We start from the raw sequence: 25,688 nt of genomic DNA, 5'->3' as shown, positions 1-25,688 counted from the left end.
ATTAACCGCGCTGCATCTCAATATGCGGAATATCATCTTCCAGGTACATTTCACTGGTCTGGACAAAACCGTGGCTTTCGTAGAATTTCTTCAAATATAACTGGGCACCAATCGTGATTTTGTCTTTACCAAAATTAGATTTTATCCCGGCGATAGCTTCCCGCATCAGATCGTGTCCCCACTTTTTATCGCGATAATTAGCATCTACTACCACTCTCCCGATGGAAGCATGATCGAAACTGATTCCAGCATCAAACAAACGCGAATACGCAACAATCTTCCCGTCGTATTCACCGATCAGGTGCAAAGCAAGTTTGTCTTTGCCATCAAGATCCAGATAAACGCAATTTTGCTCTACTACAAAGATCTCACTTCTTAGTTTGAGCAAATCATATAACTCATGTACGGTTAAGGCCTCAAAAGGCTTTATTTTCCATTTTAATTCCATTTAAGTTTTGTTTGTTGTTTTGGGTTTATTGTTTGTTGTCTTAATTTACTTAAAGCAAAATTACACTAAATATTATCAAATAGAAATCCCGATTACGAGTTGTAATCGGGATTTATTATGAAGCTTAAAAAAAATTTTATCCTACCACTCTTCCTAAAGTAAATTTACAACTTTCAGGATATACACTTCCATTATCCATCCAGAGCTTAAATTGCATATTGTTGAATAAATCAGCTGGCGTAATTGTAAAATCTTTGATTTCAATTTCTCGATTTAAAACTTTCGGAACGATCTCATTAATAAACCAAGAGTTATGAGTTATCAAAAGCGATTTTTCTAAACCAGTGACAGCCAGTGGTGACAAAAGTAATTCCATAAGCTCTTTATCATTTTGATAGTTTTCAGCAAATTCCTTAAAATTATATTGAGATGCTCCCGAATTGTCGATACAACTTACAAAGTCTGACAATGTTGGAATAAACCTATTGAGATAATCAGGTAAAATATGATCTTGCTCGCAAAGGTCTTTTACATTTACCACCTTATTATCACTGTTGATTATTGGATGGCCAAAAATGGGGATAATTACTCTTTTAATTCCCCACATAGTGTGCAGAATTCTATGTCTGTTATCACTGCACAGTTCTTTAGTGTTATCCATTAAGTCATGGATTTTAAGATAATCTTCGATCACACCACCGCGTTTCCGAACTGATATTTGAGAATGTATAACTGAATTCATCTTTAAAATTCTCCTAAATCTGATTCTTCCAAATTAAAATCATCCGGATTCAATATGACATCATTTTCATATTCTACGATATCATGAAATGTTATATTTAAAATTTCGTGAATCTTTTTGGCTTGTTCGGCTGAAATAACATCAGGAAAATCAAAATAATACTTGTCTTCGATCTTTATATCGAATTCTGAACTAAAAAAATCTTCAAACTGTTGATACACTTCATCATAATTGTCCTTATAAAAAAAGAAATCTACCACGTTCATTCCTCCAAAATTTTGAATTGAAAGAAGATCCTGTTTTACTTTTTCATTTTTTGCTTCTTCCAAATTATTAAAAGAACCTACTATACTTCCTATTTTCCCTTCTGCTGATTCAAAAGCTTCATCAGTGTAAAAAAACCCTTTTTTATGAATTACAAATTTTGCCATCTCGATTGAACATTTAATATATTATTTTATGTATTTTCTTTATCTGCATTACACCATAAGGTTTTCTTTTTGAAATACAAAAATAGTAAAAAAGCTACAAATATTAAAAAAAGTAAGAAATTTAGAAAAAATATCGATCTCAAGTTGCAACCGGGATTTTTATCAGATCTTAAAAATTATCTTATTTTTTCTTCATGACAATTTCCATGCTTTTATATGGTAATCCTATCTTTTCTCCACTTTAACCGATTTGATTATGGCTTCAAGCTCTAACATCAAATCCCTCTCCTGATAAGATGGCGAATAACAGAATCCTTCAATAACCAAAATTCGGTTGTATGCTTCATCAATAATGGCATAATTAATAAACGGGCCTGTCATAAAATCATTTCTTAATTCCCACGTTCCTTTGGTCTCGAAGGTTTTTTTTCCGTCCAGTTCTGTGATTGAAAAATAAGGAGCATAGGCTTCGCCGGTAATCATTTGTGTATTGGGTTCGCGGCCTTTTATATAGCGACCCACGGAATCCCTCATGCGAACGATGCTTTCAACTACATTTGGTCCTTGTTTCAGTTTTTGCAGTGGCATCTGATAAATCAGTAAGCTTGTATTGCCACTTATAATTTCCTTTTTGAGCCAGATAAAGTTCTTTTTATGAAGCATATATTCATAACCCGACGGAATCTGTAAATTGATATGGAATTTGTTTTTAATAACTGCAGGGTTCAGCAGTGATTTACTGTTGTCCTGCTGGATTTTCTGAATTTCAGTATCGCGAATCACCTTAATGATCTGAGCGGAATTAAATTCGATACTGCAGATAATATCATCAACCGATTTGGCATAAATCCGAAAAGTGTTGTGAGGCAGTGATTTAGAATTGTGTTTGATTTCAAATTTGTCCACTGTTGCCTTCTTGACCACAATGATGCTGCGACTATCGGTCACAAAACCTTCCAGAAGTTTGGCCGGATACTGGTTTATGGTAAACAACGGTTCTTCCTGCGTAAGTCCGAGAACCGGAGAGGCAAATTTATTTCGAATACTGTCACCTACTTCTCCATACCACAACTGATCGTCTATGATAACCGAAATGGTGTTTGTTTTACCGGATACGGGCTGAGCCTGCTTTTCGTTTTTAAAACAAGAAACAAATAAGCAGGAAAGTAGAAGGCATAAAAAATGGGTTTTATTCATTTTTTTAATTTATGAAATAAAACCCAAATTTAGTTAAGATTTTTTTTATTATCCGTTTATTTTAAGTTTCATTCCCGGTTTTAAATCATCATCTTTAATTCCATTCCATTTTTTGATATCTGAAATCGTAACTCCAGGATATTTTTTAGAAATGCTGTATAATGAATCTCCTTTTTTAACGTAATAATCTTCGCCCAGGTTTTTAGCTGACACTCCTTTTTTCTTAAATGCTTCTATTGAAGTCGAAGCAATGGCAGTAGTTTCAGTGGTTGTTTCTTCAACAGCAGAACTGGTTTTAGCCACTAATAAAGTTTTTCCTGAACCAATAGTATTTGAGGTAAGATTATTTAACTCTTTTAATTCAGCAATAGTCATACCGAACTTTTTAGCAATGCTGCCCAGATTATCTCCGGCTGCAACACTGTATTCCTGAGATGGTGCAGCAGTTTTTTCTTTATTGTCTGCAGCTGCAATCGCTTCTTCAGGAGCTTTTTTATCAATTAATGGTGCTTTTAGCTCTTTTGGATTTTTAATAATCAAATCAGACTTAATTTTTATTGTTTTACCAAGAGCAAGTGAATTGGTTTTCAGATTGTTCCATCTCTTCAGATCAAGGATGGAGACATCATATTTATCTGCGATAGTACCTAAGTTATCTCCTTTACGAACTTTATAAAACTGAATATCTTCGGCACTTTTTTCAAGTTTCGCTTTTGCCTTAGGTGAAACCTTCAAAGCAAGCTGCCTAGGAAGCCCTTTATATTCAGACTGATGTTTTACGTAAGCGTAAATTTTATCTTCATTGGAAACAAAAGCAGCGATCTTATCTTTTGGTAAACGCAAGTAGTGCGCTTCGCTTTGATAAAAAGGAACAACGTTTAATTTATAAGAAGGATTTAAAAGTTGTATTTGTGATTGTGGCATGTCTAACAAATCAGCAATTTGTTTGAATGACATTTGGGATTTAACCTGAACGGTGTCTGTTTCGAAATTCTTAACGACTGCTCTTTCCGGATTGATTCCGTGTTCTTTATGGTATTCAAAAAGATACATTGTTGCTAAAAAAGCAGGAACGTAACCCTGAGTTTCTTTTGGAAGATGGTTTCGAATGTCCCAGTATTTTGTTTTTCCACCTGAGCGGCGAATGGCTTTGGTTACATTTCCCGGACCTGAATTATAGGACGCTAAAACAAGTTCCCAGTCTCCAAAAATGCTAAACATTTTGGTCATGTATTGTGAACAGGCTGCTGTAGCTTTCAGAGGATCACTTCGTTCGTCTATGTACGAATCGATTTTAAGAGCGTATTGTTTTCCGGTTCCGTACATAAATTGCCAGAGACCGGTGGCGCCCATTTTAGAAACTGCTTTAGGATTTAAAGCAGATTCTACAACGGCTAAATATTTAATTTCAAGAGGAACGTTTTGTTTTGCAAAGGCGTCCTCAAAAATTGGAAAATAATATTCTGATAAAGACATTAATCGGGAGAACGATTTTTTTCGATTCTTAAGAAACGACTTTATAATGTTCTCAAGGCCTTGATTGTATTCAATTTCAAAGGGTGATTTCTCATTCATCGCCTGGAGACGCTGTTTCAGCAACTCGGTTGGCAGTTCTTCATCTACAGAAACATCTGAATTGATGGTTTGAATGTCTTTCGTTAAATCATCGTAGATGTCTAAGCTTACTAATTCATTCATCCAGAGACTGTCTACACGCGTAGCCATATTGTCCTTTTTAAAAGAATTCTTTACTGAATCCAGGTACGAAATTTTTACTTCGGGTTTAATCTGAACATCTGAATTTGCAACGTCTTGTGCAAAAGCAGCGATCGAGAAAAAAGCCGAAACCACTAAGGAAATTTTTCTTACAATCATATAACATTTTATTAAAATCCTATAATTCAAACAATTAGAAGGATTGTATTTTTACAAACTTAAGGCCTTTGTAGAAGAAAAATATCAAAAAAAATGTTAATTGTGATATTTAGTCTAAAATCGCAGCGATTCCAGGCAGTACTTTTCCTTCTAACATTTCAAGCATAGCACCTCCACCAGTGGAGACATAACTCATTTTATCTTCGAAGCCAAATTGCTTCACTGCAGCAACAGAATCACCTCCTCCAACTAATGAAAAAGCGCCGTTTTCTGTGGCTTCAGCAATATAATCACCAAGAGCAATTGTTCCTTTAGCGAATGATTCCATTTCGAAAACTCCTAATGGACCATTCCATAAAATGGTTTTAGAATCGAGGATTACTTTCTTGAAATTTTCCAAAGATTTTGGACCTGCATCAAGACCTTGCCATCCGTCAGGAATTTCTCTCACATCCAAAATTTTGGTATTGGCTGTGTTCGAAAAAGCATCAGCTGCAACAACATCAACAGGAATATGAACCTGTACTCCTTTTTCTTTGGCTAATCTTAAAATCTCAAGTGCCAGTTCCTGCTTATCATCTTCACAAATCGATTCTCCAATTTTACCACCCTGAGCTTTAATGAATGTAAAAGTCATACCGCCTCCGATGATCATGTGATCTACTTTGTCAAGAATATTTTCGATAACTGTAATTTTAGAAGATACTTTAGATCCTCCTAAAATTGCCGTTACCGGTTTTTCACTATTTTTAAGTACTTTATTTAAACTTTCTATTTCTTTTGCCAATAATGTTCCGAAACATTTTTCAGTTGAGAAAAATTGTGCAATAATAGTGGTAGAAGCATGTGCTCTGTGCGCCGTTCCGAAAGCGTCGTTTACGTAGATGTCTCCAAGTGAAGCCAATTCTTTTGCAAAAGCAACATCTCCTGCTTCTTCTTCAGCATGAAAACGTAAATTTTCCAATAATAAAACTTCTCCGGGTTTAAGATCTTTCGCTGCAGTCTGAGCTGGTTCTCCAACAGAATCTGTAGCAAATTTAACTTCTACTCCTAATATTTCCGAAGCTGTTTTTAAAATATGTTTTAATGAATATTTCTCTTCAACTCCTTTTGGTCTTCCTAAATGCGACATTAAAATAACACTTCCTCCTTGTGCCAGAATAGCATCAATTGTTGGTTTAGCGGCTTCGATACGAGTAGCATCTGTTACCTTAAAATTTTCATCCAGTGGCACATTAAAGTCAACACGGATAATTGCTTTTTTATTTTTAAAATCGAAATCGTTTAAAGTTTTCATTTGATAAGTTTTTAATTTTTTTGAAAGAATAACAAATATAGAACTTTTAGAGTAGTATTAAATTTGAAAAAAGCAAAAATAACCGACCAATAACAACGAAAACGTTGTAAATTATGAAAAAAAACAAATTAATGGCAAAAACATGAAAAGGTTTTATTCTCTTTTAAGAACAAAAGCTTACCGTATCAATCAACGGTAAGCTTTTATTATAAAGATATGTATTAATCGTGAACCGGGCTTTGTGTACAAGGACAGTTACTGATTGACCCTAAGAAATCGAATCCGATTGTTATAGAGTGCGTACCTGTATTATAGCTGCCAAGATCGTTGAACATTATCTGATAGGAATAGGCGAAGTAAAATTTAGACTTCATAAATCCCGCCATTGGTCCTACAGATAATGGTTTTGGAAACTGGTCATTTAGGAAACGGTAGGAAACACCCACCCAGTAGTAATCTTCGTAACGGTTAAAACGTCTGTATTTAAAGTTAAAATCTGTTGTTGAACGCTGATCACTTGCAAAGTACTGGTAGAAAACAGATGGCTCATATTCGATACGGCTGTTTTCACCGTCTTTAAAAACATATCCGGTATATACCTGATAATTAGAAAGCAATTCCGGTTCTATCCCTTTGAATTTATCCACGTTTTTCTTCAAAACGTTATTCGCATTAAAACTGATATAAAAGCTTCTGTTGCGATACAAGGCACTAATATCAAAGTTATTGTTTGAATTGTTACGATCCCCCAACAAAGCCGGGTTCAATGTCACAGGTTCATTGGAATTGTTCGTGAAATTCTCGGTTAAAATTCGAAACGTATTAAAGTTGTACGAAATACCTAATGAAAGATATTGTTTTGTAGTGTAATCTAAAATAAGGTGGTGTGCAAATGAAACTTTGGCACCCGTCTGTCTTGTATTACCATTACTGTCATTGTATAGAGATATACCGACTCCGGAACGATCCAGCACACGGAAATCAGCGTATACGGACTGGTTATCTGGTGCATCTTTAATTCCGACCCACTGCGTTAAACCATTGGCTCTAATTCGGAGATTATCGCCAATACCGGCATAAGCAGGTGAAAGAATAAAAGGATTATCAGCTAAATATTGTGTAAACACCGGTAGGTTTAGCTCTTGGCTGTAACTTGTTGTTACAGCCATGAGTACTAAGGATAAAATAAATTTTTTCATTGTAATAAATTTTTTAGATAACATCATCGGGGCTATAATTTTGTTATCTGTATAAAGTGAAATGTCCAACAAACTCTCTTGCATCTTTCTCGTCATTTAGTTTAAGAACATACCAGTAATCACCTGTTGGTAATTCGGCACCGTTGTATCTACCATCCCATTTCTGACCTACACGATACTTAGCTACTACTCTGCCATATCTGTCGAAAATATCGAAAGTCAGGTTTTTGTATGCCAATGCACCACAATCAGGACCTATTAGATCATTACGTCCGTCACCGTCCGGTGTAAAGTAGTTCGGCAGACAGAAGTCGTAGAATGTACCCGGAACTAAAAGTGGGAATTCACAACCATTCTGATCTCTCACGACTACGCTATAGATATCTGTTTTATAGATTCTATACGTATTTGATGATGTAAATCCTTCATTGTTGAAATTGTATTCGTAAGCCGGTACACCACCAGAAGCTTTCACTTCGATAATATTCAGGTCTTTATTAACTGTTGCCGTAACGTCTATTAAATTCAGTGGTGCAACAGCATCAATACGAACTGTATTGGTCATTCTTGAACAACCTTCCAGTACAACCTGAACACTATAATTACCAGTAGGAAGGTTTCTAAATATTGGGTTACCGGTTTGGGTAATTCCTTTAGATACTCCATCTTCGAATAAGGTATAAACGATAGTTGCTTTTCTCGTATCATCGATACTTGAATCAACTTCTACGGTAATGTTATTTACCGGAAGGTCATTCTCACAACTGTAATTTTCCTTCGCGATCGGGTTTAATTTAACCGGATCCGGTAATTTAAGGAATACCTCATTAGTACATTCGTTAAGATCTTTCACTATTACGTGATATTCAACTCCACCTGAAAGACCCTGGAAACTAAATGTATTGGCGTCAACATCCGGTGCTCTGAAATCGATTGTAACACCATCTCCAGTTATACTGGCCATATAAGGTCCTACACCACCTGTAACTTCAACAAATGCAACTCCGTCTTTATCGCCGAAACAGTATTCCGGAATTTGTGAACTTACAATTTCAGCAACTTCTAATGGGTCCGGTTGTTTAACTTCATCTTTGTAATCGTTAAAACAACCATTTGCATCCTGAACTCTTATGGTATAAAAACCAGGTTTTAAGTTATCGAAAATATTTGAGTCAAAGAACTGTGTCAAGTTTGGATGCAGTGCATATACATATCTGCCTGTTCCTCCTGTTGCGTTAACCGTAATTTTACCGTTACTGAATCCGTTACACTTAACGTCTTCTACAGCTAATGTTGCGGACAATTCAGTATCCGGTTGTGTAATTTCGATTATCTCGAAAGGCTGCTCACAATCCAGACTCTGTACTTTCACACGGTATTTACCTACAGCAAGTTCTGTAAATTCACCCGGAGTCAGTTGTGTCGGAGCCGGAGTAATTGCGTTACCATTAACGTCTGTTAAAATGTAAACATAATTACCTAAACCTCCTTTTGCAATAGCTGTAATAGATCCGGATACAGATCCTCTACACTGAACATCCTGATGTTCGTACACTTCCAGCACAATTGCAGGAACTGGTGAGAATTCAACAGTAGCTTCAGCTGCAGCTTTACAATCATTTGAATCTTTTACAAAATACTTGTACGTTACATTTGCCGTCGTTTTTGGTAAATCAATCGTCACTTGTGATACAAATGATGTTGGGTTATAAGTAGTTCCATCCGTACTATAGAAATAAGGACCTGTTCCACCCGTAGCTTTAAGAATAATTCTTGGCGTAATGGCACAAGTTTCTGTTCTGTCTATAGCTATAGTTGCTTCAACTTCATTCGGTTGGTCAACTTTAACCGAGTTAGATGTACCTACACACGTCCAGTCATCAGAAACAGTAACAAAATAAGTTCCTGCACCTAATCCAGCAAATACTTTATCCGGCTGCGCATCTCTCGTGATTGCTGTACCGTTTGCCAAAGTTCCGTGTAAGGTATACGTATAGTTCCCTGATCCACCTTTAATCGTGTTTACAGTTAAGGTAGCATCTGTGTCGTCATAACAAAGAAGCATCGTTTTATCTAAACCAACTACTACATCAATTGGTTTCGGAGCATCTAACTGAATTGGTGCTGACACCTCACAACCGTTAATGTCCTTCACATATACGGTATACGATCCAACTGCTAAATTTTCGAAAACATTTACAGTAGAATATGGTAAGGTCTTCGCTCCTTCTAATTTATATTGGTAATCACCTGGCCATCCACCGGCTGCTGATACAGAAATAATACCATCATTGCTGCCGTTTGCACAAGTAATTTGTTTTACACTTGGTTCAATTACCAATTGCGTTGTCGGACCTTCAATACTAAATTCAGTCGTAACGGTACAGAATGGTGACTTAATGAGCGTAGCTACTACCGTGTACTTACCTCTAATCAGATTAGAAAGTTTTAATTCCGGTGATAGTGTAGTTCCACTTTGTTGTGCACCTGATTCATGCGTGATAACATAACTGAAGATATCTGCTTCATCTGCTGGTACAATTTCATCTACCAATGTTAAAGTAGCGCTTCCGTCTGTATCACTGTAGCAAACAAGATTTTTAACATCTGAAGCTATAATTCTGAATGTATTAGGCTCATTAACGATATGGAATCTTTCGATACTACATCCTGTTAAAGGATTTGTTACAATAATTTTGTACTGACCTACTTTTAATCCTGCAAATAATCCTGTTGGACTAGATGTAACCGGATATATAGATCCGTCAGCTAATACACCTTCAATAGTATAGCTTAAAGTTGGTAATGTACCTGTTGTACCAATTGCAGTAATCTGAATCGACTCATCGTCTTTACAAGTTATTTTAGTAACATCGATTTTTAAATCATCAATATCTGCATATGGATCAATAGTTACACTGTTAGACTGCGCCTGACAATTATTACTGTCAAATACTGTTACCGTGTAAGTTCCGCCTAAGTAATCAAATTCAGTATACGTATTTCTATCGTCTTTCTGTACTGATTTTCCATCTCTGAAGAATTCGTAGATCAGGTAGTTATTTGAACCACCTGTAACAGAACCCGGAGTTACAGTGATCGTAGCATTATTAGCTGAGTTGCTTCCTGTGTTACAAACATATTGTGTAACCGCCGGTAAACCTACTGCCATTACAGCTGGCTCGGCAACAGTAATTGTTGCTGTACCTGAACAACCTCTTCCTGATAATACGGTTACGGTATAAAGCCCGTAAGGCAAGTCATTGAAAACAGGTGATTCCTGAGCCGGTCTTGGTGTAAATCCTGCCGGACCTGTTAAACTATATTTATAAACAGGATTATTATTTGAGGTCGCGATTGCTACACTAATTCTACCATCTAAACCATCTTTACAAGAAACAGCTGTCGGAGTTAAAACAATTCCGGTTACATCTGTTGGTTTTTCGATTTCGATGTCAAACTCTTTTTCACATAATGTAACAACATCTCTTACTTTAAATTTGTATACAGCCGGAGCAAGGTTTTTAAAGACAGGAGTAACCTGGCTTGTAACCCAATTGTCTTTCGTATATACATAGCTATTAGCTGGTAAAACCGTACCGCCTGCAGCATGTAAAGTAATTTCTCCTGTTGCTGTGTTACAATTTGACATTACCGTTATTTCTCCACTTAATGTAAGCGGTTCTAAAACAGTAACTGGTGCAAGAGCTGTTGTCGTACATTGATTTGCATCTTGTACGGTAACGGTATATTGTCCCGGAGAATAAACGATAAAGAAATTATCTGTTGTAAATGGTCCGTTGTCCAAACTGTATTGTAAAGTTCCAACTCCGGTTGCCGTAACATCTATTCTGTATCCTAAAGTGCTGGCACATTGGCTCGCTACTTTTACATCTGTAATGGTTGGTTTTGGATCTAATGAAACATTTACTGTTACATGATCATAACAACCCTTCGCATCTTTTACATACACATCCCATGCATCGAATAATGGGAACACTTTCGTCGTTACAATTGTTTTTGTCGGAGACGGTGTGTACACTAAAAGTGTCGTACTTGTTCCTGCAGGAGCAAATGCATAGGTAAATCCAGGAGTACCACCAACAATTGTTAAAGGATCTACCGTCAGTACTGCACCGTCATTGTTACAGTTTTGGTTTACATTGTCAACTTTTAAACCAGTCAGGCTTAATACCGGAGGCTGCGTAATATCTACAGGGTTTGAAGAAACTATACATTCAGGGTAAGCTGTTTGTGTAATTCTAACGGTATAATTACCTCCAAAAGGAAGTCCTGCAATTGTAAACGGATTACCCGTTGTAGCATTTCCTGATCCTGAAGCACCCACTACTGCATTATTTGCGGCATCGTAAACCTGGTACGTAAATGCACCTGTGTAATTGGTAATGCTCACCGTGATTTCTGCATCGCTGAAACCATTACAGCTTACCATTTGAGAGGCAGTTGCGATCACTTTCATTGTATTGAATAACGGAACGTTATATACATTAGAAAGAATGAAACAAGTTGTCGTTTTATCAGTTACTTTAAACTGATAGAAATGACCTGCATCCGGTGCTGTATAATTAAAGGTATTACCTGTTACCGGAATAGCTGAAGCGAATAGTATACCATCTTTATAAACATCATATTCAAAATTAGCCGGAACAGATCCGCCTGCGATAACGACATTTATAATTTCTCCTGCATTTTTACAATCTGCTTTAGTATCTAATGTAGCTATAGCAGAAATCAATTTAGGGAATGGGTTTACCGGAATCTGAATAGAAGCGATACATCCATTACCATCTTTAACATAATAGATTGGATTTTGAACTGATCCGTTATCTATAACATTAAATGTATTTGTTGTTTTCCAGTTTGTTCCGTTGTCACTGTAGGTATAATCTGTAACCAGATTAGTTCCTTTTCCACCTGTACCTGTAACCGTAACAACAGTTGCATTTAGGGTGTTTGTTCCTGAACAAGTATATGGCGAAGCTAAAGCTGAAGCCACAACCGGAGTTGGAGGGTTAATAATAACTGTATCCGTAGTAGAACAATCTCTCGCTGATTTTACAGTAACCGTATAAGTACCTGCAATTAAACCTTTGAATAAAGGATTGTTAACCTGACTAACAAGTACTCCGCCAGCTGGAATTGTACGTTGAATTGTATAAGTATAATCCGGATTGTTGTTAGAAGGTGGCAAATTAAATAAAATTGAACCATCTCCTACAGTTCCCTGAGTTCCTGAACAACTTGGTGAAGTTGGTGTCGCAGTAAACACAACCAAAGTTGGGTCTACCATTACTACAGCAGGAATCGGATACGCACAACCTCTTGAATCGTACACTGTAAATACATAACTACCGGCAGCTGTCACGTTGTAATCAGAGAAAGCGGGGTTTGTAAACGCCACTGGTGCAGAAGCTCCGCCGCCATTAATATTTACTGTATACGTGTAAGCAGGATATCCGCCAACAGCACTTACTCTAATTGTTCCGTCAGCAGCAAGACCTGCACAATAAAGATCTTTTGTGTTTTCTGCAGAAGCGAAAAGCTGACCGTTGATTTTAGTTGTTACAGCATCTGTACAACCAAATTTATCTCTAACCGTAATGGTATAATCACCAGGTTTCAGACCAGTGAATGAACCTGAAAGTTGCCAGTTTGTACCATCAATACTAAACTCGTATGGTGTTACAACATGCGGCGCACCTACAGAAGTAGCACTTACGTTTATAGTTGTTGTATTATCATTTACATAACAATAATTAGAAGGGTCGATTGCAATTGTTGGCTTAACCGGAGCGGTTAAAGTAAACGAATCCTTTACTTCACAACCATTACTGTCTTTTACAGAAATGTTGTAGGTACCTGCTACAGTAAGACCACCAAATATTCCATCTGTATTTGTTTTAACAACCGCACCCTGAGTTAAAGTGTATGTATAGTCACCCCAACCGTCAACAGCTGTAATAGTTACTGCTCCAAAAGTAGTACAACCTAATGGTGTAACCACTTTAGTTGCTGATAGCGGAGCAGGCGGTGCAGCAATGTCAAATCCTAATGGCAATGCCATAGAACAACCTGTTACATCATCGAATACCGTAAGGGTGTGATTTCCGCTTGACAATCCTGTTAAATTGATTGTTGCAGCTGTTAAACCGGTTACATCCGCGCCACCATCTAATTTATAGCGGTATGTTCCCGGAGCAGCTGAACCAAAGCCTGACACGAAGAAAGTAGCTTTCCCGTCTGTAGCCGTAGCACACGTTATTCCTGTTGTGGATTGCTCCACTATGTTGATTTTGATTACATCTTTTACAGTATACGATGCCTGATCTTTACAATTTCTCGAGTCTGTTACTTCAAAAATATAGTCACCAGCAGGTAGACCTGTGAAAAGACCAGAGTTTAAACCTGATATATTTCCTGCCTGTGCAACTGGCGAAATGATTTTATAAGTAGGGGTACCAATACCTTTGGTACTCACCACCTGAACATCACTTGTAGTGGCCAGACATGTAATAGTAGTTTGCGTAAAGGCCGGTTCATTAAATACCGGTGGATCTAATTTTAAGATATCCACAGTACCTGATTTAGAACAGTTATTTGCATCTCTCACACTAAATGGAATAGCCAATCGATCGTTTCCTGTGTCAATAACATTGTACGTCGTTTTAGTACTGAAATCACTTCCGTCAAAACTATATTCAATAGTACCTGTACCTCCACTTGCAGATAAAACAACCTGCGCGTCTATTCCAACATTACCAGGACCACACGTTAATTGTGTAATAACCGGAGGATTAATAGTTACCTCACTTGGTTCACCTAAAATTACAGTACCTGATGCTTCGCAACCTAGATCGTCTTTTACAATAAATGAATAAGGTATACCATTATTTGAAATAGCTGTATACGTATCAATTGTAGAGAATCCTGCATTGTTGAAGTTATACCTATATGGTCCTTTTCCTCCAATTGCCGATAATACAATAGTACCTGTACCACCAAAACATGATGGCTGTATAGCTTTAGCATCCGGTACAATTGGTACAATAGGATCAATTGTTACAGGGTTTGTACTAATAGGACAACCGTTTACATCTGTAATTCTAAAAATATAAGTATCAGCAGCTCCCGAAGGCACTGTATAATCGAATGCTGTTACTCCGGCAACAACAGTTGTCGCAGGCGTAAATGTAACGAAACCAGCAATTCCTTTCTTAACTTCATAGGTATAAGCCGGTGTACCGTCTTTAATTTCAACATGAATGACAGCGTCTTCCACTACAGTACCCGTAACCGAACAAGCCAGAACTTTTCCGAGAGTTGCTATTGCGGATGGTGTTGGATTTATGTTTAGATCAGTCGGAAGTGCCTGAGAACAGTTGTTTTTATCTATCACTACAAAAGTATGTGGTCCTGAAGTAAGACCTAAAGCAGTATAGGTTACTCCTGTAACCGGAACCGGAGTACCGTTATCAACACTTACTTTATATGGACCCATCGTAGGTACCGGATCTGTTATATTCACCGTAACTTCAAATGCGCCTTCTCCTGCACAAAAAGTAGTAAAGTCAACGTTAAATACCGGAAGAGGATCCTGAATAACTTTTACGGTTGCACTTGTAATACAGTTGTTTGCATCTTTAACCCAAACCAAATAATCTCCTGAATTAACAAAGAATGTATTGCTACTATTCGCTGTTGTGAATGATGCCGCTGTTGGTTTTGGATCATCAGCATCACCAATTGCTCCTGTATCCGTAATTATTTGGTATAGATAAGAACCTGCCCCACCTTTACCCTGCGCGGTAACAATACCGGCGTTTGGATTACAATTGGCATTTTTAAGTGATGATGCCAACAGCGTTAATGGTGTTGTTGATTCTTTTATTTCGAACATTGTTGAAGCAGACTGACAACCGTCAATAGTTCCGCCTCTTTCTGTGAATACAATATAATATCTTCCCGGCGCTAAAGTTCCAGGATAAGTTACAGTAAATGGCGCAGCAACTACCGGTGCATTTAATAAAGGACTCATCACAGCATTATCCTGATCTCTGAAAATCTGATAATCTACAGACGTTGTAGTGGCGTGTTGTCCTGTAATAGTAAAGGTCACTTTACCATCACCTAGTCCAATACAAGTAACATTCTGAGGCGCTGGAGTACCCACTAACGTAGAAGCTGAACCAATAGGAGCATCTGCAGATTTCAGGAAGTAACAGTTTGTAACTATATCATGTACTACAAATGTGTATGTTACACCTGGAATCAGCGGGTTAAATGTTTTAACATTTCCACCAACCACATCTGGTCCAGTGTAGTTATTAGTGTAAGGTGCGGTATTAAATTCTAAGATACCAAATTCATAGTTTCCACTCGTTACCGCTGCTGAAACCGTAACAATAGCAGTTCCGCCTGTTGTACAAGTAGAAGGGATAGTAGTCACATCAATATCTAAATCATCTGGTGGAGAAGCCATAATTACCTTCTTTGGTAAAGGACAACTATTAGCATCTATAACTACTACATCATAGACACCAAAGTCAATAATATCAAACTTATGATCTTCTCTGGCAATTGTTGTATAAGAATCTTTGTAGCCAAAATTATTACTAATATGGTAGGTATATTGTCCTGTTCCACCAGTAGCATTTATTACAGTGATTGACCCTAAAGTTGAACCCGGTGGTGTCGACGACGGATCACATTCTATGTTTTGAATAGCCGTACCAAAAGTAATAGGATCCGGGGCGATAACAAATGCCTGAGTAGCTCCTGTTCCAATACAACCTTTAGCATCACGAACCTGATAGGTATATCCTAAACCTGTTCCTGTTGCACCTGGTAAATTTGGAAAATAACCGGTATCATTACTGGTTACCCAATTATCAATAGTATACGTAAATGGACCAACTCCGCCGGAAGTTACCGTAACTTGTATTGTTCCCTGTTCAGATAACGTACACAATGTTCCGGTTGCTACAGCATTTACAACTGGCAGTACCGGTGCAGTAACTTTTACAGGAACCGTACTTTCTGCAGAACATCCGTCAGAGGTAACCCGGAAATAATAATCTCCAGCTCCTGCTGCTGACATATTGAAGACATTACCTGGTAAAGCAACATATGTTCCTCCTAAACCTAATTTATACCAGTAAGTATATGCAGCACCACCACCTAAAGCTGACAAAGTAACTTGTGCATCTGTAGTTGTAAATGGCGGAACAGCTGTACAGGTAACATCTTTTTCAGGTTTAACCGTAAGTTTTAATTGATTATTAATAATTAATTTGAAAACCGGAGATATACAACCGTTATCATCTTTAATCGTTAAATCATAAGTACCTGGTCCGGAAATAGTTTTAGTAGGGTCTGAAGAGTACGTACCATTAACACCATACCATGTAGTTCCTGCAAAAACAGTACCTGACATCACGATGTTAAGTGAACCTCCTTTGTAACAGGTTACTGGTATTGGGTTTATTGTTGGCGGTGCATCTCTCACTACTGTGAATGATGTCGTGGCAGGACAGCCTTTTGCGTCTCTTACAAATACATTGAAAGTTTCTCCGTCTACAACCGTGTTTCTTGAGAAGACTCCTGTTGTATTGTAATCTGCCGGGTAAACCGGTGCCGGAGTTCCAACTTTTGCAGAAACAACAGCATAATATAAAGTACCTGTACCTCCCGTAGCGGTTACTGTAATCGCTGTATTCGGTTTGTCACAATATACTTTTGTACCAGATGCCGCTGTAATCGTGATTGCAGTTGGATTGGCAAGGTTTACAAAAGCAGTGTTAGTACATTTTGTTGTTGGGTTGGTAACCGTAATGGTATACGTTGTTCCTCCAAGTAAATTACTGAAAGTAACAACATTACCCACCTGATTTCCACCTGTAATAGTGGTACCAGCAGTATTTGTCAGAACAAAACCAAATCCTGTTGAGTTTCCTCCAACTGTAAATTTAACAGATCCGTCTAAACCATTATTACAAGATACCGCAGTAACTAAACTACCACTTACGGTAATTGGAACTACATTATCAATGGTGTAATTTCCGTCTTTTGTACAACCATTAGCATCTGTAATGGTAAAGAAATAATTTCCAGGTGATAAATTGGTAAAGGTATAATCCTGAGTAGTAATACCTGTTACAACTGGAGTTGCCGTAGCAATTGCAGCCGTTGTACTTGTTATTTCAAATTTAAACGGTGCTACACCATTAGTAACGGTAACTTTTAAATCAGTATCTGATTGAGTGGCGTCACAGTTAATAACATTTGCCTGTGCAAAAGCTAAAGCCGTTGGCGGGTTTAATGTATTAATTGTAGCAGATGCTGGTGCCGTACAGCCATTTTTATCTATTACTGTAATACTTACAAGTCCCGGAGTACTTGTGGTAAATGTATTTGAATCTACATAACCGTTTCCATCTCCGTAATCGTATTTATATTTTCCTCCTGTAAATGGAGTTCCATTAATCGCTGTTACCGTAATAGTAGCGGCTTGAGGAGCGTTTCCTGTTCCACATTTTACTTTTGTTGCTAAAGCTGAAGCTGTCAATGCAATAGCAGGCTCTGTAATGGTAACCGGGAAAGGTGCAGAAGTACAACTTTTAGCATCTGTAACTGTAACAGAATAAGTTCCGGCTTTGATACCTGTAAATACATTATTTGTTTGTGTAATTACAGCTCCCGTCGTTGGTGCAGTTGGTGTTAATACATAGGTATACGTTCCCGCTGCCGGGTTTGTTGTTACCGTAATAGTACCTGTAGCGTCTCCTTTACATTTTACATGAGCCGGAGTGGCAGCAGTAACTACTGGTTTTACAATTGTATTTATCTTTTGACTTACAACGGTAGTACAATTTTTACTGTCTGTAATTTCAAAATAATAAGTAGCAGCAGCACTAGCCGGATACGTAAACGAAGTCTGTCCAGCAGCAAGTGTGGTATAACCACCTGTAAATGGTGCACCTGTAGTATTTACTCTGTATTTATAGTCCGGGTAACCCGCTGTAATATTATAAACTCTGATAGTTGCACCCGGCGTAGCAAGTGAACAATCTAAATCTTTGTCTAAAGTAATGCTTGCTGCTATTGGCGAAGCAATAGTTGTTGCAGGTAAATTAATAAAACAACCTGTAGAAGTATCTGTAACTTTAATAATATAACTTCCCGGGATTAATCCTGTGAATGTTCCGGTGGTTTTAGTTACACCATTAAGTGTATACGTGTAATTAGGTGCTGTATTAGGTGTAACTTTAATAGTTGCTCCTAAAGCACTCGAGCAAAAATCTGATGTAACAGTATCTATACTGGCCACCGGATCAACCTTAGGGTTAATCGTGAAGTTTTGCGTTTTAGTACATCCGTTTAAGTCTGTTACTACCACTTTATAGTCTCCCGCTGCTAATCCTGTAAAAGTATTAGTCGTTTGATTCACAACAGCCCCTGCCGGATTTGTTGGAGTTAACTCATAATTTTTATAGGGTGTCCAGCCACCTACTGCATTGATTATTGCCTGACCTAAACCGTTACAAGTAACAGGAGTTAATCCAGGAGGGTTTAAGACTAAAGCCGCAGCCGGAGCCAAAATCGTTACAGTCTGTTGTGCAGAACAAGTAGTTGATGTATTGGTTACTGTAATGGTATGTAAACCAGGGCTTAATCCTGATACCGGAATATCAAAAGATGTACCTGCTGCAGGAGAAGTTCCTGTTACAGCCGGTTTAGTATCTACAACATACGAGTAATTTGTACCATTACCCAATCCTGTTACCGTAAATATGGCACTACCATTGGTATCGCCAAAACATACGATATCAATTTGAGATTTAAATGTTACTGCAATAGTGGGTAATGCAGGTATAAATATAGTTTCTTCGAATTTACAATTGTTCGCGTCTTTTACTTCAAATTTATATGAAACTCCCGCAGCTAAACCTGTAAATGTAGTAGTAGTCTGGTAAGTACCAACCGTTGGTAAAAGCATTCTGTATTGTAAGCCTGCAGTTGGTAAAAGTACACCAGCCGCATTTTTCACATCTGAAATGGTTACGCTGGCCGTATTACTCGGACAAGTTACTTTCGAAGGCGTGAGCGTCATCGCTGCCGGTGGGTTCAATTTGGTAATCGTTCCCGCTGGTATTGTAACAGAACAACTTTTCGAATCTGTAATTGTAACGGTATAAACACCTTCTGTACTTAAATTATTAAATACAAGTGTTCCTTGTGGTCCGGCATATTTTACACCATCTTTCAATAAAGTATACTGGTAAGAACCATTTCCTCCACTAACTCCTGAAATTGTTATTGTTGCAGGATTGTCACAATTGTACAAAGGCGCCATTGTAGCAGTACCTTTAATTACATCCGGTTGGAAAACTTTAAAGGAATAGGATTGTTCACATTGTTGTCCGTCTTTTACAATGTAGGTATAAGTCGTTCCTGCAATAGAACCGGCTAATGGTCCGTAAGTAGTCGTAGACGTAAAAGGACCTGTACCATTAAACTGGTACGTAAACGGAGTTACTCCTGTTAGTGGTGTAATGGTAACGCTTCCGTCAGCTGCACCATTACAGCTTACATGATCTACTTTCTCTTTTGCAGTAACGGCAACTTTAGAATTAACGATTGCGTCAACCTTAAATGGACAACCTTTTACATCTGTAATTTCAAAAGTATAGGTTCCTGAAGTACTTGTTGAATAGGTAAATTTAGGACCTGCAATACTACCGCTGGTAAATAATGTCGTAGCACCTTTTTTAACCACATATTTATAAGGTGTATAACCTCCTGAAATAGAAACTTCTATAACTGCGTTTGGTGCAGTAAGATCACAGCTTAATGGCGTAGTCGTTAGCGCATTTGCTGTTAATTTACCTTCAATTTTTTGACTTACAGCTGTAGCCTCACATTTGTTGCTGGTATCTGTAATCAAAAAGTCATAAGTTCCTGTTGCAGTTCCCGTATAGGTAAATGTTTTGCCTGGAAAAGTAGTACTTGGATTACCATATCCTGCTCCATTTACATTTACCTGATAATAGAATGGACCGGTACCTTTAGTAATATTAACTGTAATCAGAGCACTACTACCATCAAAACATAAACCTGTATTGGAAACAATATTTGCTTCCGGTTTAACAGGGTCAGCAATAACTAAATCAGTACCGATAGAACCTCCACATCCTTTAGCATCTGTTCCTAAAACGGTATAAGTTCCAGGCTTGATGTCTGGTAATATTCCACTAGGTGGGAAAGTTACTTCTGTAAATGGTGTATTTTTATCTTTAAGTATTAATGTGTAGGGCCCAATACCTCCCTGTGCGCTTGCTGTAACTGTTGCGACAGCGCCTGCTCCTGACTTACATAATGCCACACTCGCATTTGCTTTTACAACAAAAGCAGTAGGTTCTGTAATTGTTGCAGGAATAGGAATAATACATGGCGTTCCAGGTGCAGGTGCAGCCGGGTTATCATATCGAACATTAACATTATAATTGCCCGCAATATTGGAAATTTTAACCGGTGAAACTTTTGAGTTTGCCCAGGTAGTACCTCCATCAATAGAATAATAGAATCCATTATTGGTATCAAAGTTTTTAACGAAAATATCAAAAGAACCTTTACCACCATTACAATCTGCCTGAATAGAATTCCCGACAGTTGCAGAAAAAGCGTTACCTAGAGGTACCGTAAAATCAATGAATATGTCTTTAGCACATGTTTTTGGTAATTGATAAACGGTAATATCATCAATGGCCACATCGTTTCCACTTGTTTCTTTTACGTTTGAACGGACAATAAATTTTAAATTAGTATTGGCTCCAGGATCAAGAGTCATAACTGTTTTAGGGTAAACTTCCCATTTTTCAGATTTCGGTATTGAACCTGTATTAAATCCTGAAATCTCAACACCTGCTGCATTAACCAATGCAACCCTAAGATTTGGGTCAGCCTGAGTATTGTTCTTATTTAGCAGGTTCATTGCAAAAAACTCGAAATTAATCGGCTGGTTCGGAATAATATCTTTAATGTCTTTTTGGTATAAAATAGCGGTCACCGGAATTTGATCTCCGATATTAACCACTAAACATCTTCCCTTAGCAGTCGCCGGCACAGTTGGAGGTGTATGATCACCCGGTTGTAACCATGGTCCGAAAGGCTGTACAATCTTTGCCGTAACAGAATAATCACCATCATTGATTTCTATAGCTCCTCTACATTGAGTTGCTGCTACTTGTCTTTCAAAACAATAATAGGTACTATTAATTCCAGGAGACTGAACATCATCACCATAACCGAAATCTTCTTTTAATAAAATACTGTATGTAGGAACATTTGTAAGTTTATACTCTACTCTAACTCTATGAGGTCCCGCAGACACATTAGGAAAAACATTTGTAGGATTATTGGTATTTGCTACGGTACTTGGCAATAAATAATAGTTAAAACTATAATTGGCTGCGCCCGGATTTTTAACCGTTACCGTACTTGTTGCTGACCCGTCACAATTAAATGTTACAGGATTATCAACCTCAATAACCGGTGCTACTGGCTGAGGATCCAAAACAATACCTGTCATTGGATAAATACAATCAACAGCATCTTTGATATAAAAAGTATAAGGTGTTACTCTCGGATTTACATAAGCAAAATTATCTTTAATCCAGGTGGTGCCTCCATCAAAACTGTATCTGTATAAATCTGGAGCGGCAAAAGGAGTTCCTCCCTGAGGGTTTGTAATTCTAACCAATCCCTGGTTTTCAAAACCAGTAGGTCCACAACCGGACAAAGCTGCAACTCCCGCTGAAGCACTCAATCGCGATTCCGGTCCGGTAATTTCTACTACTTTAACGGCATCGAAACAATCTTCAGTACCATATGTATATTTTACGATTACATTATATTTAGCCGGAGCTAAATTGGTAGTTGGTAACGTTGTATACGCCCCACCATTAACATTATAAGAAACGCTGTAACCTGAATCTGCTGGCGTAACTGTCATCGAAATTTCACCTTTTTCACCATAACATTTACCATTTTTTGGGGTTATTGTTACAGTTGGTCTCGGTGTGTCAACGACTATTATTGTTGGTATTGTAAATTTACAACCTGCATAATCTGTTACTATAATATCATATTTACCACCATTGGTTAGTGGTCTCACTACAGTAATTACAGGATTAGTTCCTGTATCAACTCCATTTACATTATAATTATATTTGGCAGGACTGGAGTTAGGAATTGGAGTTCCACCCGAAGCAGTAATCGTAATTTCACCATTTCCACAAGCTAATGACTTCGTAATTTGTGCACTGGCCTTTAATGTTTTATCGAATACCTCGACTGTTTTCATTGCGAAACATCCGTTATTCGCTGGAAGTACTAAACTGTTATTAGCATACACTTCAACATCATACTTTCCGGGAGCTACTGTAAAATCTTTATAATTTGGAGAGGTAACTTTTCCTGAATTTGCTACAATTGTATTCGTTCCGGCATTTTTAACTATAAACTGATAATCACCAGGAACACCCGCTGCACTGGCTCTTATAGATCCGCCAACTGATCCGCAAATAGCATCTGTAGCGACTACTTCGGGATTGAATGTAGCTTGCAAAATTGTTACTTTAATAGTAAACGGACATGAAGCAGTTTCTGTGGTTGGCGCGGTTTGTTTTACAGTAATTACGTAATCACCAGGATTCAGGTTATCAAATACATTTGAATTTTGAAAATTAGTTCCGTCTTTACTATACGTATAACCCGTGTTTGGTAACGGGTTTGTAATCGTTATTTTTCCGGGTGTTGAACAGATTGCATCATCTTTTTTAGCTTTTACATCTAAAGGGTTCTGGAAAACACTAAAATAAAACGTGTTCACACAGTTATTACCGTAACTTACAATTACCCTAAATGCCCCGGATTTATTTGCCGTAAAATTAGGTCCGTCAGGCGCTGCCTGTGTCCAGTTTACAGCATCTTCATACGCACAACTTGCAGGGAATCCTGTAGGTGGTACATCTGTAGAAACCTGCCATTTAATACTGGTGGCTCCTGCAATATTGGTCTTGATTTCCCTGGTGTCCGTTAAACCACATAAGAAAATCTTTGGAAATTCCTTATTATCGTTGGCACAAAGGTAAGGTCTCTTTGTAGCCGGGTCTATATTACTGGCATATGGACTAACCGGATTATCATTGGCACCTTTTGCATAATCTTCAACTGTAAAAGTCTGAAGAATACCTTTACAATCCGGATTACCTCCTGTTTGTACGGTATAAATTCCTGCTTTAGTAACTGTAATTTGTTGTGTAGTTCCAACTACTTTTCCAGACTCATCTTTCCATTCATAAGTAGTATACCCATTAGCAGCTTTTAGTATGGCACTACCACAAAGTGATACTTTTCTTTGAAACAAACAATCATCTATACCAACCAAAAAGTTCGTTGAAGTTGGATCACCAACAATACAACCTGTATTAAAGGAATAACTTCCATCACCATATGGTTTTCCATTGTTTGTTGGGTTTTGATCTCCGTAATATTCTGATGTCGCCGTATTTTTTATTAAATTAGAACAAGCATCAACCAACTCATTACAATCAGCAACAACCCTAACTCTAAATTTTAATGTGTATGTTGATCCTGATTTCTTAACTAAATCATCATCAACTTTAAATATAATTGTTCTTGTTGCCGGTGTATAAGAAACAAATGTAATACCAGCATCTTTATAAAGTATATCTGTTGCCGAATTAAAAATTACATTTTGAGGTAATACATCTGTAATAGTAAAATTCTTAGCATTGTCATTTCCCTGATTTCTGAAACCAATTTCATAACGCAATTCCTGACCTAAACTTACTGGTGCAGCTGAAGCATCATATTCTGTTACACCATCAGCGCGCAGCGCTTTTACAACTTTTGTTAATACAATTTTCGGTTCAATAATATCAACCGCAAAAGTCGTCACAAATGCACCATAACCATCGTCGGAAGTTGTTAGTTGGAGAGTAGCACCGGTCTCATTATTTGGAATAACTGCATTCTTGTTGTTTTTAACAATAACATTATCAATATCAAATCCCATTGTGTTCTTACTTTTAGGATTTCGATCCAGAACATGGGCATCATTATTTGAAATTGTGGCGTTAAAGAAATTCCCAACAGGGTTAATATCGTCCCATATTGTTGTAAATCCTGCTACACTATTCGATTTAATTTGAAAGTTATCACCTGTCAACTGATTGTCCCCTTCTAAGGCACCAACCCCAATTTTAGCATTTACCTGAAAACCTACAGGCAATGTTTTAAACCCATTTACAGTATATGAAACTGATTTTAAACCACCTGGATCAACTCCTGCATAACCATCAAAAACAGAAATAAATTTACTTGGTAAACTTGGACTTTCATAAATTACAACAAGTGTCCAGCCACCAGCTCCACCTCCGTTACGCTTACCTCTGGCTGCTCTTACATTTGCAACAGTATATTCACCATCGGCATCTAATTGACCAGCGGTATTTTTTACGCCTTGTAATAATGTAGTTACGTCTTTAAAACAAACGTAAGGAGAGTCTTTAAAAGAATCGGAAACGTTTGGTCCATTCTTTTTATAACCATCAAAAATTACTTCTTTTACATCCGTTTTACTTGCGGTTAGCTTCTGATACGTTCCATTAGGAACTTTAAATTGTACTGTATTCCAGTCTTCATATCGAAGAGAACCATCATACTTTGTACCTGTATTAGTACTTCTCTCATACGGATAAATCGCTGACCAATACAATCCCGCAAAAACAATGCTTTTACATGAATTATTGATAAGCAATTTGGCTGAGGTAGAATTATAAGTATCCGGATCAGAATCTATATCAGTATATTCGACATAATAACTATTATTATTTCCGGGATCATCAAAATCTTTATTGGCTTCAGTTGTTAACGCTGGTAAATTAGTTACTGACCCAGTATACAAAACACCATTAACTGGTTTTGCAGGACTAAAATCTGCAGGATCTGCATCTTTTCCAGGTGGATAAGGTTTTAAACGATCATTTACTTTGTTAATAACAGTATTACCAATTAAAATAATATCACCCTTAACTTTTACGCTTCCATTAGCCAGTCTGGATGAAAATGGAGTTCCAATCTGTGCATTAACAGAAACAAAACAGAACAACAGTAAGAAAACAAACATGTTCTTATTGTGAATTGCTTTTACAAATAAAGGCTGCAATTGTGCATCAACAAGTGAAGCATTACGCTTTTCAAACTGATTTTGAATATCACAAACGATGTTTTTGATAAAAGTAAAAACAGTTTTTACTGATTTAAAAGTAGTAGGTTTTTCCATAGTCATCTTTTTGTTTACTTACACTTCATTCCCTAAGGGGCATTAGAAAATAAAATTATTAGTATTCTAAAATATTTATTATTATGTCCTTCTTAAAAATTAAGAAGGACG

8 protein-coding genes are annotated in these 25,688 nt (G+C 37.4%); all 8 read right to left on the bottom strand.

The genetic code is table 11. The annotated features are described in order from the left end of the window. Position 1 precedes the first annotated feature (1 nt). The 8 genes from EV142_RS03965 to EV142_RS03930 all read right to left on the bottom strand — a co-directional run bounded on the left by EV142_RS03965 (position 2) and on the right by EV142_RS03930 (position 25,577). Positions 2–448: a GNAT family N-acetyltransferase gene (locus EV142_RS03965; RefSeq protein WP_132032905.1), complete on the bottom strand. Its 447-nt coding sequence runs from the start codon at positions 446–448 to the stop codon at positions 2–4. 136 nt (positions 449–584) lie between these two features. Continuing rightward, a complete protein-coding gene (locus tag EV142_RS03960; protein ID WP_132032903.1) occupies positions 585–1,190 on the bottom strand; it encodes a DUF6915 family protein in 606 nt (201 codons plus the stop codon). 2 nt (positions 1,191–1,192) lie between these two features. Continuing rightward, entirely contained in the window at positions 1,193–1,621 is a 429-nt protein-coding gene (locus EV142_RS03955; protein WP_132032902.1) for a hypothetical protein, read from the bottom strand. 225 nt (positions 1,622–1,846) lie between these two features. Beyond that, positions 1,847–2,818: a DUF4837 family protein gene (locus tag EV142_RS03950; RefSeq protein WP_132032900.1), complete on the bottom strand. Its 972-nt coding sequence runs from the start codon at positions 2,816–2,818 to the stop codon at positions 1,847–1,849. A 48-nt stretch (positions 2,819–2,866) separates the two neighbouring features. Then, positions 2,867–4,693 (bottom strand): LysM peptidoglycan-binding domain-containing protein, encoded by a 1,827-nt coding sequence (locus tag EV142_RS03945; RefSeq protein WP_132032898.1) that lies wholly within the window; start codon positions 4,691–4,693, stop codon positions 2,867–2,869. Between the two features lie 109 nt (positions 4,694–4,802). Then, complete coding sequence (locus EV142_RS03940) at positions 4,803–5,990, bottom strand: phosphoglycerate kinase (protein ID WP_132032896.1); 1,188 nt, start codon at positions 5,988–5,990, stop codon at positions 4,803–4,805. A 221-nt stretch (positions 5,991–6,211) separates the two neighbouring features. Then, complete coding sequence (locus EV142_RS03935; RefSeq protein WP_238698777.1) at positions 6,212–7,189, bottom strand: PorP/SprF family type IX secretion system membrane protein; 978 nt, start codon at positions 7,187–7,189, stop codon at positions 6,212–6,214. 43 nt (positions 7,190–7,232) lie between these two features. Continuing rightward, positions 7,233–25,577, bottom strand: coding sequence for a T9SS type B sorting domain-containing protein (locus EV142_RS03930; protein ID WP_158286290.1), 18,345 nt, complete (start codon positions 25,575–25,577; stop codon positions 7,233–7,235). Between the last annotated feature and the right edge of the window lie 111 nt (positions 25,578–25,688).

It is taken from the genome of Flavobacterium circumlabens, assembly GCF_004345565.1.
In the GTDB taxonomy this organism is placed as follows: domain Bacteria; phylum Bacteroidota; class Bacteroidia; order Flavobacteriales; family Flavobacteriaceae; genus Flavobacterium; species Flavobacterium circumlabens.
Note: the sequence above shows the minus strand (reverse complement) of the source record. Positions and strands in the feature narration are given on the sequence as shown.

What these genes read in the sequence shown, in the direction of transcription:
- EV142_RS03965 (WP_132032905.1), bottom strand. Translation starts at nt 448, where the DNA reads ATGGAATTAAAATGGAAAATAAAGCCTTTTGAGGCCTTAACCGTACAT.
- EV142_RS03960 (WP_132032903.1), bottom strand. Translation starts at nt 1,190, where the DNA reads ATGAATTCAGTTATACATTCTCAAATATCAGTTCGGAAACGCGGTGGT.
- EV142_RS03955 (WP_132032902.1), bottom strand. Translation starts at nt 1,621, where the DNA reads ATGGCAAAATTTGTAATTCATAAAAAAGGGTTTTTTTACACTGATGAA.
- EV142_RS03950 (WP_132032900.1), bottom strand. Translation starts at nt 2,818, where the DNA reads ATGAATAAAACCCATTTTTTATGCCTTCTACTTTCCTGCTTATTTGTT.
- EV142_RS03945 (WP_132032898.1), bottom strand. Translation starts at nt 4,693, where the DNA reads ATGATTGTAAGAAAAATTTCCTTAGTGGTTTCGGCTTTTTTCTCGATC.
- EV142_RS03940 (WP_132032896.1), bottom strand. Translation starts at nt 5,990, where the DNA reads ATGAAAACTTTAAACGATTTCGATTTTAAAAATAAAAAAGCAATTATC.
- EV142_RS03935 (WP_238698777.1), bottom strand. Translation starts at nt 7,189, where the DNA reads ATGAAAAAATTTATTTTATCCTTAGTACTCATGGCTGTAACAACAAGT.
- EV142_RS03930 (WP_158286290.1), bottom strand. Translation starts at nt 25,577, where the DNA reads ATGGAAAAACCTACTACTTTTAAATCAGTAAAAACTGTTTTTACTTTT.